This window comes from Aliivibrio wodanis (assembly GCF_052920805.1).
This window is the reverse complement of the sequence record NZ_JBREXA010000006.1, coordinates 1-16,127: the sequence shown is the minus strand read 5'-3', so window position 1 is coordinate 16,127 and position 16,127 is coordinate 1. Positions and strand designations below refer to the sequence as shown.

The window sequence follows — 16,127 nt, the reverse complement described above, 5'->3', positions numbered from 1 at the left end:
TATGGCATAAACAACCAAGGTTGAACTCGTCATTGCGAGTTCTGGTTTTTCGCCGGATTCAAAATACAAGAACACTTGAATGTGTTTTTAATTTGTTTATCTAAGATAAACAAAAGATATTAAGAACTTTTAAATTTTGATTTGAATAACTCGTAAGTTATTTAAATCAGTCAGCTTTCCAAATTGTTAAAGAGCTTAAAGCAAAAAGCTTTAATCAATAATCGAAATCATTAATTAAAGCTCTGTCACTTCAACTTATTAAAACCTAATCAATCTGTGTGAACACTCATAAATCGTAATCTATCGTTTAAGGAGGTGATCCAGCCCCAGGTTCCCCTAGGGCTACCTTGTTACGACTTCACCCCAGTCATGAACCACAAAGTGGTGAGCGTCCTCCCGAAGGTTAAACTACCCACTTCTTTTGCAGCCCACTCCCATGGTGTGACGGGCGGTGTGTACAAGGCCCGGGAACGTATTCACCGTGACATTCTGATTCACGATTACTAGCGATTCCGACTTCACGGAGTCGAGTTGCAGACTCCGATCCGGACTACGACGCACTTTTTGGGATTCGCTCACTATCGCTAGCTTGCAGCCCTCTGTATGCGCCATTGTAGCACGTGTGTAGCCCTACTCGTAAGGGCCATGATGACTTGACGTCGTCCCCACCTTCCTCCGGTTTATCACCGGCAGTCTCCCTGGAGTTCCCACCATTACGTGCTGGCAAACAAGGATAAGGGTTGCGCTCGTTGCGGGACTTAACCCAACATTTCACAACACGAGCTGACGACAGCCATGCAGCACCTGTCTCAGAGTTCCCGAAGGCACTAAGCTATCTCTAGCGAATTCTCTGGATGTCAAGAGTAGGTAAGGTTCTTCGCGTTGCATCGAATTAAACCACATGCTCCACCGCTTGTGCGGGCCCCCGTCAATTCATTTGAGTTTTAATCTTGCGACCGTACTCCCCAGGCGGTCTACTTAACGCGTTAGCTCCGAAAGCCACGGCTCAAGGCCACAACCTCCAAGTAGACATCGTTTACGGCGTGGACTACCAGGGTATCTAATCCTGTTTGCTCCCCACGCTTTCGCATCTGAGTGTCAGTGTCTGTCCAGGGGGCCGCCTTCGCCACTGGTATTCCTTCAGATCTCTACGCATTTCACCGCTACACCTGAAATTCTACCCCCCTCTACAGCACTCTAGTTTGCCAGTTTCAAATGCGGTTCCGAGGTTGAGCCCCGGGCTTTCACATCTGACTTAACAAACCACCTGCATGCGCTTTACGCCCAGTAATTCCGATTAACGCTCGCACCCTCCGTATTACCGCGGCTGCTGGCACGGAGTTAGCCGGTGCTTCTTCTGTCGCTAACGTCAAGATGTGCAGCTATTAACTACACACCCTTCCTCACGACTGAAAGTACTTTACAACCCGAAGGCCTTCTTCATACACGCGGCATGGCTGCATCAGGCTTTCGCCCATTGTGCAATATTCCCCACTGCTGCCTCCCGTAGGAGTCTGGACCGTGTCTCAGTTCCAGTGTGGCTGATCATCCTCTCAGACCAGCTAGAGATCGTCGCCTTGGTGAGCTCTTACCTCACCAACAAGCTAATCTCACCTGGGCTAATCTTAGCGCGAGAGGTCCGAAGATCCCCCTCTTTGGTCCGAAGACATTATGCGGTATTAGCTATCGTTTCCAATAGTTATCCCCCACACTAAGGCATATTCCCAGGCATTACTCACCCGTCCGCCGCTCGTCAGCAAATTAGCAAGCTAATTTCTGTTACCGCTCGACTTGCATGTGTTAGGCCTGCCGCCAGCGTTCAATCTGAGCCATGATCAAACTCTTCAATTAAAGTTTTTTGGTTTGTTTCAGCAGAAACAAAACCGGCTCAATGATTAATACTGATTTCTTACATAAAAGTAATTTTGTGTAGTCACTCAGTTCATTGATTATTTTTGTTTGAATTCACTTCGAAAAGTAAAAGCAAACTAGTGATTATCAACTCACAAGTGCCCACACAGATTGATTTGGTTAAATTGTTAAAGAGCTTGTCTTTCAACCACTTAGCGTTACCGCTTCGTCGCTTCAGGCTGCGTATAATACGCTTTCTGATTTGAAAGTCAAGATAATATTTTCAACTTTTTCATTTATTTATGAAAGACTTAAAAACGTTATGTTGACTTGGCTCACAGTGACAATCTGGGAGCGAAATAAAAGCCCGTTCTATTGAACGGGCACTTATTCAAATTCAAGCCTGGCGATGTCCTACTCTCACATGGGGAAACCCCACACTACCATCGGCGCTATTACGTTTCACTTCTGAGTTCGGCATGGGATCAGGTGGGTCCATAACGCTATGGTCGCCAAGCAAATTCTTTCTATCTACCTCACTAAGAGATAAATAATAATCTGGAAAGCCGTTTCTCTATATAAAGAGTTGTTCTTAATCACATTCAATCTGTTTCTTGCAACTTTAAATCCGTTCAAAACCCCTTGGGTGTTGTATGGTTAAGCCTCACGGGCAATTAGTACAGGTTAGCTCAATGCCTCGCAGCACTTACACACCCTGCCTATCTACGTCGTAGTCTCCAACAACCCTTTAGGATACGTATAGTATCAGGGATGACTCATCTCAAGGCTCGCTTCACGCTTAGATGCTTTCAGCGTTTATCGATCCCGAACTTAGCTACCGGGCAATGCTACTGGCGTAACAACCCGAACACCAGAGGTTCGTCCACTCCGGTCCTCTCGTACTAGGAGCAGCCCCTTTCAATCATCCAACGCCCACGGCAGATAGGGACCGAACTGTCTCACGACGTTCTAAACCCAGCTCGCGTACCACTTTAAATGGCGAACAGCCATACCCTTGGGACCGACTTCAGCCCCAGGATGTGATGAGCCGACATCGAGGTGCCAAACACCGCCGTCGATATGAACTCTTGGGCGGTATCAGCCTGTTATCCCCGGAGTACCTTTTATCCGTTGAGCGATGGCCCTTCCATTCAGAACCACCGGATCACTATGACCTACTTTCGTACCTGCTCGAATTGTCATTCTCGCAGTCAAGCGGGCTTATGCCATTGCACTAACCACACGATGTCCAACCGTGTTTAGCCCACCTTCGTGCTCCTCCGTTACTCTTTGGGAGGAGACCGCCCCAGTCAAACTACCCACCAGGCACTGTCCGCAACCCCGATAAGGGGCCAACGTTAGAACATCAAGCATACAAGGGTGGTATTTCAAGATTGCCTCCACCAATACTAGCGTACTGGTTTCAAAGGCTCCCACCTATCCTACACATGTAGGGTCAATGTTCAGTGCCAAGCTGTAGTAAAGGTTCACGGGGTCTTTCCGTCTAGCCGCGGGTACACTGCATCTTCACAGCGATTTCAATTTCACTGAGTCTCGGGTGGAGACAGCGTGGCCATCATTACGCCATTCGTGCAGGTCGGAACTTACCCGACAAGGAATTTCGCTACCTTAGGACCGTTATAGTTACGGCCGCCGTTTACTTGGGCTTCGATCAAGAGCTTCGACCGAAGTCTAACCCCATCAATTAACCTTCAAGCACCGGGCAGGCGTCACACCGTATACGTCATCTTACGATTTAGCACAGTGCTATGTTTTTAATAAACAGTTGCAGCCACCTGGTATCTGCGACTCCCGGCAGCTTAGAGAGCAAGTCTCATCACCGCTAGGAGCGTACCTTCTCCCGAAGTTACGGTACCATTTTGCCTAGTTCCTTCACCCGAGTTCTCTCAAGCGCCTTAGTATTCTCTACTCGACCACCTGTGTCGGTTTGGGGTACGATTTCTTATAATCTGAAGCTTAGAGGCTTTTCCTGGAAGCATGGCATCAATGGCTTCACATCCGTAGATGCTCGACATCGTGTCTCAGCCTAACAAGAGTCCGGATTTACCTAAACTCTTAGCCTACGCACTTGAACTTGGACGACCGTCGCCAAGCCCACCTAGCCTTCTCCGTCCCCCCATCGCAATTATAAGAAGTACGGGAATATTAACCCGTTTCCCATCGACTACGCTTTTCAGCCTCGCCTTAGGGGTCGACTTACCCTGCCCCGATTAACGTTGGACAGGAACCCTTGGTCTTCCGGCGAGGGGGTTTTTCACCCCCTTTATCGTTACTCATGTCAGCATTCGCACTTCTGATACCTCCAGCATGCCTTACAGCACACCTTCGACGGCTTACAGAACGCTCCCCTACCCAACACAATAAATTGCATTGCCGCAGCTTCGGTGTATAGCTTAGCCCCGTTACATCTTCCGCGCAGGCCGACTCGACCAGTGAGCTATTACGCTTTCTTTAAATGATGGCTGCTTCTAAGCCAACATCCTGGCTGTCTGAGCCTTCCCACATCGTTTCCCACTTAGCTATAACTTTGGGACCTTAGCTGGCGGTCTGGGTTGTTTCCCTCTCCACGACGGACGTTAGCACCCGCCGTGTGTCTCCCGGATAGTACTTACTGGTATTCGGAGTTTGCAAAGGGTTGGTAAGTCGGGATGACCCCCTAGCCTTAACAGTGCTCTACCCCCAGTAGTATTCGTCCGAGGCTCTACCTAAATAGATTTCGGGGAGAACCAGCTATCTCCAAGTTTGATTGGCCTTTCACCCCTAGCCACAAGTCATCCGCTAATTTTTCAACATTAGTCGGTTCGGTCCTCCAATTGATGTTACTCAATCTTCAACCTGCCCATGGCTAGATCACTTGGTTTCGGGTCTATATCCAGAGACTGAACGCCCAGTTAAGACTCGGTTTCCCTACGGCTCCCCTAAACGGTTAACCTTGCCACTGAATATAAGTCGCTGACCCATTATACAAAAGGTACGCAGTCACATAACAAGTATGCTCCTACTGCTTGTACGTACACGGTTTCAGGTTCTATTTCACTCCCCTCACAGGGGTTCTTTTCGCCTTTCCCTCACGGTACTGGTTCACTATCGGTCAGTCAGTAGTATTTAGCCTTGGAGGATGGTCCCCCCATATTCAGACAGGATATCACGTGTCCCGCCTTACTCGTTTTCACTGATGATGAGATGTCGGTTACAGGGCTATCACCTTGTATCGCGCCACTTTCCATGGCTTCACCTGTCTCATTAAAAGCTTAAGGGCTAACCCAATTTCGCTCGCCGCTACTTTCGGGATCTCGGTTGATTTCTCTTCCTCGGGGTACTTAGATGTTTCAGTTCTCCCGGTTTGCTTCGCTGCGCTATGTATTCACGCAGCGATACTAGCTTATGCTAGTGGGTTTCCCCATTCAGAAATCCCAGACTCAAAAGGTTTTTACTACCTAATCTGGGCTTATCGCAAGTTAATACGTCTTTCATCGCCTCTGACTGCCAAGGCATCCACCGTGTACGCTTAGTCACTTAACCATACAACCCCAAGAGGTTTCGTATGGCATAAACAACCAAGGTTGAACTCGTCATTGCGAGTTCTGGTTTTTCGCCGGATTCAAAATACAAGAACACTTGAATGTGTTTTTAATTTGTTTATCTAAGATAAACAAAAGATATTAAGAACTTTTAAATTTTGATTTGAATAACTCGTAAGTTATTTAAATCAGTCAGCTTTCCAAATTGTTAAAGAGCTTAAAGCAAAAAGCTTTAATCAATAATCGAAATCATTAATTAAAGCTCTGTCACTTCAACTTATTAAAACCTAATCAATCTGTGTGAACACTCATAAATCGTAATCTATCGTTTAAGGAGGTGATCCAGCCCCAGGTTCCCCTAGGGCTACCTTGTTACGACTTCACCCCAGTCATGAACCACAAAGTGGTGAGCGTCCTCCCGAAGGTTAAACTACCCACTTCTTTTGCAGCCCACTCCCATGGTGTGACGGGCGGTGTGTACAAGGCCCGGGAACGTATTCACCGTGACATTCTGATTCACGATTACTAGCGATTCCGACTTCACGGAGTCGAGTTGCAGACTCCGATCCGGACTACGACGCACTTTTTGGGATTCGCTCACTATCGCTAGCTTGCAGCCCTCTGTATGCGCCATTGTAGCACGTGTGTAGCCCTACTCGTAAGGGCCATGATGACTTGACGTCGTCCCCACCTTCCTCCGGTTTATCACCGGCAGTCTCCCTGGAGTTCCCACCATTACGTGCTGGCAAACAAGGATAAGGGTTGCGCTCGTTGCGGGACTTAACCCAACATTTCACAACACGAGCTGACGACAGCCATGCAGCACCTGTCTCAGAGTTCCCGAAGGCACTAAGCTATCTCTAGCGAATTCTCTGGATGTCAAGAGTAGGTAAGGTTCTTCGCGTTGCATCGAATTAAACCACATGCTCCACCGCTTGTGCGGGCCCCCGTCAATTCATTTGAGTTTTAATCTTGCGACCGTACTCCCCAGGCGGTCTACTTAACGCGTTAGCTCCGAAAGCCACGGCTCAAGGCCACAACCTCCAAGTAGACATCGTTTACGGCGTGGACTACCAGGGTATCTAATCCTGTTTGCTCCCCACGCTTTCGCATCTGAGTGTCAGTGTCTGTCCAGGGGGCCGCCTTCGCCACTGGTATTCCTTCAGATCTCTACGCATTTCACCGCTACACCTGAAATTCTACCCCCCTCTACAGCACTCTAGTTTGCCAGTTTCAAATGCGGTTCCGAGGTTGAGCCCCGGGCTTTCACATCTGACTTAACAAACCACCTGCATGCGCTTTACGCCCAGTAATTCCGATTAACGCTCGCACCCTCCGTATTACCGCGGCTGCTGGCACGGAGTTAGCCGGTGCTTCTTCTGTCGCTAACGTCAAGATGTGCAGCTATTAACTACACACCCTTCCTCACGACTGAAAGTACTTTACAACCCGAAGGCCTTCTTCATACACGCGGCATGGCTGCATCAGGCTTTCGCCCATTGTGCAATATTCCCCACTGCTGCCTCCCGTAGGAGTCTGGACCGTGTCTCAGTTCCAGTGTGGCTGATCATCCTCTCAGACCAGCTAGAGATCGTCGCCTTGGTGAGCTCTTACCTCACCAACAAGCTAATCTCACCTGGGCTAATCTTAGCGCGAGAGGTCCGAAGATCCCCCTCTTTGGTCCGAAGACATTATGCGGTATTAGCTATCGTTTCCAATAGTTATCCCCCACACTAAGGCATATTCCCAGGCATTACTCACCCGTCCGCCGCTCGTCAGCAAATTAGCAAGCTAATTTCTGTTACCGCTCGACTTGCATGTGTTAGGCCTGCCGCCAGCGTTCAATCTGAGCCATGATCAAACTCTTCAATTAAAGTTTTTTGGTTTTCAGCAGAAACAAAACCGGCTCAATGATTAATACTGATTTCTTACATAAAAGTAATTTTGTGTAGTCACTCAGTTCATTGATTATTTTTGTTTGAATTCACTTCGAAAAGTAAAAGCAAACTAGTGATTATCAACTCACAAGTGCCCACACAGATTGATTTGGTTAAATTGTTAAAGAGCTTGTCTTTCAACCACTTAGCGTTACCGCTTCGTCGCTTCAGGCTGCGTATAATACGCTTTCTGATTTGAAAGTCAAGATAATATTTTCAACTTTTTCATTTATTTATGAAAGACTTAAAAACGTTATGTTGACTTGGCTCACAGTGACAATCTGGGAGCGAAATAAAAGCCCGTTCTATTGAACGGGCACTTATTCAAATTCAAGCCTGGCGATGTCCTACTCTCACATGGGGAAACCCCACACTACCATCGGCGCTATTACGTTTCACTTCTGAGTTCGGCATGGGATCAGGTGGGTCCATAACGCTATGGTCGCCAAGCAAATTCTTTCTATCTACCTCACTAAGAGATAAATAATAATCTGGAAAGCCGTTTCTCTATATAAAGAGTTGTTCTTAATCACATTCAATCTGTTTCTTGCAACTTTAAATCCGTTCAAAACCCCTTGGGTGTTGTATGGTTAAGCCTCACGGGCAATTAGTACAGGTTAGCTCAATGCCTCGCAGCACTTACACACCCTGCCTATCTACGTCGTAGTCTCCAACAACCCTTTAGGATACGTATAGTATCAGGGATGACTCATCTCAAGGCTCGCTTCACGCTTAGATGCTTTCAGCGTTTATCGATCCCGAACTTAGCTACCGGGCAATGCTACTGGCGTAACAACCCGAACACCAGAGGTTCGTCCACTCCGGTCCTCTCGTACTAGGAGCAGCCCCTTTCAATCATCCAACGCCCACGGCAGATAGGGACCGAACTGTCTCACGACGTTCTAAACCCAGCTCGCGTACCACTTTAAATGGCGAACAGCCATACCCTTGGGACCGACTTCAGCCCCAGGATGTGATGAGCCGACATCGAGGTGCCAAACACCGCCGTCGATATGAACTCTTGGGCGGTATCAGCCTGTTATCCCCGGAGTACCTTTTATCCGTTGAGCGATGGCCCTTCCATTCAGAACCACCGGATCACTATGACCTACTTTCGTACCTGCTCGAATTGTCATTCTCGCAGTCAAGCGGGCTTATGCCATTGCACTAACCACACGATGTCCAACCGTGTTTAGCCCACCTTCGTGCTCCTCCGTTACTCTTTGGGAGGAGACCGCCCCAGTCAAACTACCCACCAGGCACTGTCCGCAACCCCGATAAGGGGCCAACGTTAGAACATCAAGCATACAAGGGTGGTATTTCAAGATTGCCTCCACCAATACTAGCGTACTGGTTTCAAAGGCTCCCACCTATCCTACACATGTAGGGTCAATGTTCAGTGCCAAGCTGTAGTAAAGGTTCACGGGGTCTTTCCGTCTAGCCGCGGGTACACTGCATCTTCACAGCGATTTCAATTTCACTGAGTCTCGGGTGGAGACAGCGTGGCCATCATTACGCCATTCGTGCAGGTCGGAACTTACCCGACAAGGAATTTCGCTACCTTAGGACCGTTATAGTTACGGCCGCCGTTTACTTGGGCTTCGATCAAGAGCTTCGACCGAAGTCTAACCCCATCAATTAACCTTCAAGCACCGGGCAGGCGTCACACCGTATACGTCATCTTACGATTTAGCACAGTGCTATGTTTTTAATAAACAGTTGCAGCCACCTGGTATCTGCGACTCCCGGCAGCTTAGAGAGCAAGTCTCATCACCGCTAGGAGCGTACCTTCTCCCGAAGTTACGGTACCATTTTGCCTAGTTCCTTCACCCGAGTTCTCTCAAGCGCCTTAGTATTCTCTACTCGACCACCTGTGTCGGTTTGGGGTACGATTTCTTATAATCTGAAGCTTAGAGGCTTTTCCTGGAAGCATGGCATCAATGGCTTCACATCCGTAGATGCTCGACATCGTGTCTCAGCCTAACAAGAGTCCGGATTTACCTAAACTCTTAGCCTACGCACTTGAACTTGGACGACCGTCGCCAAGCCCACCTAGCCTTCTCCGTCCCCCCATCGCAATTATAAGAAGTACGGGAATATTAACCCGTTTCCCATCGACTACGCTTTTCAGCCTCGCCTTAGGGGTCGACTTACCCTGCCCCGATTAACGTTGGACAGGAACCCTTGGTCTTCCGGCGAGGGGGGTTTTTCACCCCCTTTATCGTTACTCATGTCAGCATTCGCACTTCTGATACCTCCAGCATGCCTTACAGCACACCTTCGACGGCTTACAGAACGCTCCCCTACCCAACACAATAAATTGCATTGCCGCAGCTTCGGTGTATAGCTTAGCCCCGTTACATCTTCCGCGCAGGCCGACTCGACCAGTGAGCTATTACGCTTTCTTTAAATGATGGCTGCTTCTAAGCCAACATCCTGGCTGTCTGAGCCTTCCCACATCGTTTCCCACTTAGCTATAACTTTGGGACCTTAGCTGGCGGTCTGGGTTGTTTCCCTCTCCACGACGGACGTTAGCACCCGCCGTGTGTCTCCCGGATAGTACTTACTGGTATTCGGAGTTTGCAAAGGGTTGGTAAGTCGGGATGACCCCTAGCCTTAACAGTGCTCTACCCCCAGTAGTATTCGTCCGAGGCTCTACCTAAATAGATTTCGGGGAGAACCAGCTATCTCCAAGTTTGATTGGCCTTTCACCCCTAGCCACAAGTCATCCGCTAATTTTTCAACATTAGTCGGTTCGGTCCTCCAATTGATGTTACTCAATCTTCAACCTGCCCATGGGTAGATCACTTGGTTTCGGGTCTATATCCAGAGACTGAACGCCCAGTTAAGACTCGGTTTCCCTACGGCTCCCCTAAACGGTTAACCTTGCCCTGAATATAAGTCGCTGACCCATTATACAAAAGGTACGCAGTCACATAACAAGTATGCTCCTACTGCTTGTACGTACACGGTTTCAGGTTCTATTTCACTCCCCTCACAGGGGTTCTTTTCGCCTTTCCCTCACGGTACTGGTTCACTATCGGTCAGTCAGTAGTATTTAGCCTTGGAGGATGGTCCCCCATATTCAGACAGGATATCACGTGTCCCGCCTTACTCGTTTTCACTGATGATGAGATGTCGGTTACAGGGCTATCACCTTGTATCGCGCCACTTTCCAGAGGCTTCACCTGTCTCATTAAAAGCTTAAGGGCTAACCCAATTTCGCTCGCCGCTACTTTCGGGATCTCGGTTGATTTCTCTTCCTCGGGTACTTAGATGTTTCAGTTCTCCCGGTTTGCTTCGCTGCGCTATGTATTCACGCAGCCGATACTAGCTTATGCTAGTGGGTTTCCCCATTCAGAAATCCCAGACTCAAAAGTTTTTACTACCTAATCTGGGCTTATCGCAAGTTAATACGTCTTTCATCGCCTCTGACTGCCAAGGCATCCACCGTGTACGCTTAGTCACTTAACCATACAACCCCAAGAGGTTTCGTATGGCATAAACAACCAAGGTTGAACTCGTCATTGCGAGTTCTGGTTTTTCGCCGGATTCAAAATACAAGAACACTTGAATGTGTTTTTAATTTGTTTATCTAAGATAAACAAAAGATATTAAGAACTTTTAAATTTTGATTTGAATAACTCGTAAGTTATTTAAATCAGTCAGCTTTCCAAATTGTTAAAGAGCTTAAAGCAAAAAGCTTTAATCAATAATCGAAATCATTAATTAAAGCTCTGTCACTTCAACTTTATTAAAACCTAATCAATCTGTGTGAACACTCATAAATCGTAATCTATCGTTTAAGGAGGTGATCCAGCCCCAGGTTCCCCTAGGGCTACCTTGTTACGACTTCACCCCAGTCATGAACCACAAAGTGGTGAGCGTCCTCCCGAAGATTAAACTACCCACTTCTTTTGCAGCCCACTCCCATGGTGTGACGGGCGGTGTGTACAAGGCCCGGGAACGTATTCACCGTGACATTCTGATTCACGATTACTAGCGATTCCGACTTCACGGAGTCGAGTTGCAGACTCCGATCCGGACTACGACGCACTTTTTGGGATTCGCTCACTATCGCTAGCTTGCAGCCCTCTGTATGCGCCATTGTAGCACGTGTGTAGCCCTACTCGTAAGGGCCATGATGACTTGACGTCGTCCCCACCTTCCTCCGGTTTATCACCGGCAGTCTCCCTGGAGTTCCCACCATTACGTGCTGGCAAACAAGGATAAGGGTTGCGCTCGTTGCGGACCTTAACCCAACATTTTCACAACACGAAGCTGACGACAGCCATGCAGCACCTGTCTCAGATTCCCGAAGGCACTAAGCTATCTCTAGCGAATTCTCTGGATGTCAAGAGTAGGTAAGGTTCTTCGCGTTGCATCGAATTAAACCACATGCTCCACCGCTTGTGCGGGCCCCCGTCAATTCATTTGAGTTTTAATCTTGCGACCGTACTCCCCAGGCGGTCTACTTAACGCGTTAGCTCCGAAAGCCACGGCTCAAGGCCACAACCTCCAAGTAGACATCGTTTACGGCGTGGACTACCAGGGTATCTAATCCTGTTTGCTCCCCACGCTTTCGCATCTGAGTGTCAGTGTCTGTCCAGGGGGCCGCCTTCGCCACTGGTATTCCTTCAGATCTCTACGCATTTCACCGCTACACCTGAAATTCTACCCCCCTCTACAGCACTCTAGTTTGCCAGTTTCAAATGCGGTTCCGAGGTTGAGCCCCGGGCTTTCACATCTGACTTAACAAACAACCTGCAGGCGCTTACGCCCAGTAATTCCGATTAACGCTCGCACCCTCCGTATTACCGCGGCTGCTGGCACGGAGTTAGCCAGCTTCTTCTGTCGCTAACGTCAAGATGTGCAGCTATTAACTACACACCCTTCCTCACGACTGAAAGTACTTTACAACCCGAAGGCCTTCTTCATACACGCGGCATGGCTGCATCAGGCTTTCGCCCATTGTGCAATATTCCCCACTGCTGCCTCCCGTAGGAGTCTGGACCGTGTCTCAGTTCCAGTGTGGCTGATCATCCTCTCAGACCAGCTAGAGATCGTCGCCTTGGTGAGCTCTTACCTCACCAACAAGCTAATCTCACCTGGGCTAATCTTAGCGCGAGAGGTCCGAAGATCCCCCTCTTTGGTCCGAAGACATTATGCGGTATTAGCTATCGTTTCCAATAGTTATCCCCCACACTAAGGCATATTCCCAGGCATTACTCACCCGTCCGCCGCTCGTCAGCAAATTAGCAAGCTAATTTCTGTTACCGCTCGACTTGCATGTGTTAGGCCTGCCGCCAGCGTTCAATCTGAGCCATGATCAAACTCTTCAATTAAAGTTTTTTGGTTTGTTTCAGCAGAAACAAAACCGGCTCAATGATTAATACTGATTTCTTACATAAAAGTAATTTTGTGTAGTCACTCAGTTCATTGATTATTTTTGTTTGAATTCACTTCGAAAAGTAAAAGCAAACTAGTGATTATCAACTCACAAGTGCCCACACAGATTGATTTGGTTAAATTGTTAAAGAGCTTGTCTTTCAACCACTTAGCGTTACCGCTTCGTCGCTTCAGGCTGCGTATAATACGCTTTCTGATTTGAAAGTCAAGATAATATTTTCAACTTTTTCATTTATTTATGAAAGACTTAAAAACGTTATGTTGACTTGGCTCACAGTGACAATCTGGGAGCGAAATAAAAGCCCGTTCTATTGAACGGGCACTTATTCAAATTCAAGCCTGGCGATGTCCTACTCTCACATGGGGAAACCCCACACTACCATCGGCGCTATTACGTTTCACTTCTGAGTTCGGCATGGGATCAGGTGGGTCCATAACGCTATGGTCGCCAAGCAAATTCTTTCTATCTACCTCACTAAGAGATAAATAATAATCTGGAAAGCCGTTTCTCTATATAAAGAGTTGTTCTTAATCACATTCAATCTGTTTCTTGCAACTTTAAATCCGTTCAAAACCCCTTGGGTGTTGTATGGTTAAGCCTCACGGGCAATTAGTACAGGTTAGCTCAATGCCTCGCAGCACTTACACACCCTGCCTATCTACGTCGTAGTCTCCAACAACCCTTTAGGATACGTATAGTATCAGGATGACTCATCTCAAGGCTCGCTTCACGCTTAGATGCTTTCAGCGTTTATCGATCCCGAACTTAGCTACCGGGCAATGCTACTGGCGTAACAACCCGAACACCAGAGGTTCGTCCACTCCGGTCCTCTCGTACTAGGAGCAGCCCCTTTCAATCATCCAACGCCCACGGCAGATAGGGACCGAACTGTCTCACGACGTTCTAAACCCAGCTCGCGTACCACTTTAAATGGCGAACAGCCATACCCTTGGGACCGACTTCAGCCCCAGGATGTGATGAGCCGACATCGAGGTGCCAAACACCGCCGTCGATATGAACTCTTGGGCGGTATCAGCCTGTTATCCCCGGAGTACCTTTTATCCGTTGAGCGATGGCCCTTCCATTCAGAACCACCGGATCACTATGACCTACTTTCGTACCTGCTCGAATTGTCATTCTCGCAGTCAAGCGGGCTTATGCCATTGCACTAACCACACGATGTCCAACCGTGTTTAGCCCACCTTCGTGCTCCTCCGTTACTCTTTGGGAGGAGACCGCCCCAGTCAAACTACCCACCAGGCACTGTCCGCAACCCCGATAAGGGGCCAACGTTAGAACATCAAGCATACAAGGGTGGTATTTCAAGATTGCCTCCACCAATACTAGCGTACTGGTTTCAAAGGCTCCCACCTATCCTACACATGTCAGGGTCAATGTTCAGTGCCAAGCTGTAGTAAAGGTTCACGGGGTCTTTCCGTCTAGCCGCGGGTACACTGCATCTTCACAGCGATTTCAATTTCACTGAGTCTCGGGTGGAGACAGCGTGGCCATCATTACGCCATTCGTGCAGGTCGGAACTTACCCGACAAGGAATTTCGCTACCTTAGGACCGTTATAGTTACGGCCGCCGTTTACTTGGGCTTCGATCAAGAGCTTCGACCGAAGTCTAACCCCATCAATTAACCTTCAAGCACCGGGCAGGCGTCACACCGTATACGTCATCTTACGATTTAGCACAGTGCTATGTTTTTAATAAACAGTTGCAGCCACCTGGTATCTGCGACTCCCGGCAGCTTAGAGAGCAAGTCTCATCACCGCTAGGAGCGTACCTTCTCCCGAAGTTACGGTACCATTTTGCCTAGTTCCTTCACCCGAGTTCTCTCAAGCGCCTTAGTATTCTCTACTCGACACCTGTGTCGGTTTGGGGTACGATTTCTTATAATCTGAAGCTTAGAGGCTTTTCCTGGAAGCATGGCATCAATGGCTTCACATCCGTAGATGCTCGACATCGTGTCTCAGCCTAACAAGAGTCCGGATTTACCTAAACTCTTAGCCTACGCACTTGAACTTGGACGACCGTCGCCAAGCCCACCTAGCCTTCTCCGTCCCCCCATCGCAATTATAAGAAGTACGGGAATATTAACCCGTTTCCCATCGACTACGCTTTTCAGCCTCGCCTTAGGGGTCGACTTACCCTGCCCCGATTAACGTTGGACAGGAACCCTTGGTCTTCCGGCGAGGGGGTTTTTCACCCCCTTTATCGTTACTCATGTCAGCATTCGCACTTCTGATACCTCCAGCATGCCTTACAGCACACCTTCGACGGCTTACAGAACGCTCCCCTACCCAACACAATAAATTGCATTGCCGCAGCTTCGGTGTATAGCTTAGCCCCGTTACATCTTCCGCGCAGGCCGACTCGACCAGTGAGCTATTACGCTTTCTTTAAATGATGGCTGCTTCTAAGCCAACATCCTGGCTGTCTGAGCCTTCCCACATCGTTTCCCACTTAGCTATAACTTTGGGACCTTAGCTGGCGGTCTGGGTTGTTTCCCTCTCCACGACGGACGTTAGCACCCGCCGTGTGTCTCCCGGATAGTACTTACTGGTATTCGGAGTTTGCAAAGGGTTGGTAAGTCGGGATGACCCCCTAGCCTTAACAGTGCTCTACCCCCAGTAGTATTCGTCCGAGGCTCTACCTAAATAGATTTCGGGGAGAACCAGCTATCTCCAAGTTTGATTGGCCTTTCACCCCTAGCCACAAGTCATCCGCTAATTTTTCAACATTAGTCGGTTCGGTCCTCCAATTGATGTTACTCAATCTTCAACCTGCCCATGGCTAGATCACTTGTTTTCGGGTCTATATCCAGAGACTGAACGCCCAGTTAAGACTCGGTTTCCCTACGGCTCCCCTAAACGGTTAACCTTGCCACTGAATATAAGTCGCTGACCCATTATACAAAAGGTACGCAGTCACATAACAAGTATGCTCCTACTGCTTGTACGTACACGGTTTCAGGTTCTATTTCACTCCCCTCACAGGGGTTCTTTTCGCCTTTCCCTCACGGTACTGGTTCACTATCGGTCAGTCAGTAGTATTTAGCCTTGGAGGATGGTCCCCCCATATTCAGACAGGATATCACGTGTCCCGCCTTACTCGTTTTCACTGATGATGAGATGTCGGTTACAGGGCTATCACCTTGTATCGCGCCACTTTCCAGAGGCTTCACCTGTCTCATTAAAAGCTTAAGGGCTAACCCAATTTCGCTCGCCGCTACTTTCGGGATCTCGGTTGATTTCTCTTCCTCGGGGTACTTAGATGTTTCAGTTCTCCCGGTTTGCTTCGCTGCGCTATGTATTCACGCAGCGATACTAGCTTATGCTAGTGGGTTTCCCCATTCAGAAATCCCAGACTCAAAAGGTTTA

General features: G+C 48.4%; 9 rRNA genes. All 9 read right to left on the bottom strand.

Annotated elements, in window-relative coordinates:
* Positions 1–308: 308 nt before the first annotated feature.
* Positions 309–1,851, bottom strand: a 16S ribosomal RNA gene (locus ACU5DF_RS23020).
* Positions 1,852–2,252: 401 nt separating this feature from the next.
* Positions 2,253–2,368 (bottom strand): 5S ribosomal RNA (rrf, locus tag ACU5DF_RS23015).
* 136 nt (positions 2,369–2,504) lie between these two features.
* Positions 2,505–5,394: ribosomal RNA gene (locus tag ACU5DF_RS23010) — 23S ribosomal RNA — on the bottom strand.
* Between the two features lie 329 nt (positions 5,395–5,723).
* A 16S ribosomal RNA gene (locus ACU5DF_RS23005) occupies positions 5,724–7,266 on the bottom strand.
* 398 nt (positions 7,267–7,664) lie between these two features.
* Positions 7,665–7,780 (bottom strand): 5S ribosomal RNA (gene rrf / locus ACU5DF_RS23000).
* Between the two features lie 136 nt (positions 7,781–7,916).
* Positions 7,917–10,804 (bottom strand): 23S ribosomal RNA (locus ACU5DF_RS22995).
* Positions 10,805–11,134: 330 nt separating this feature from the next.
* Positions 11,135–12,675 (bottom strand): 16S ribosomal RNA (locus ACU5DF_RS22990).
* Positions 12,676–13,076: 401 nt separating this feature from the next.
* Positions 13,077–13,192: ribosomal RNA gene (gene rrf, locus ACU5DF_RS22985) — 5S ribosomal RNA — on the bottom strand.
* Positions 13,193–13,328: 136 nt separating this feature from the next.
* Positions 13,329–16,127 (bottom strand): 23S ribosomal RNA (locus ACU5DF_RS22980); the annotation flags it as partial.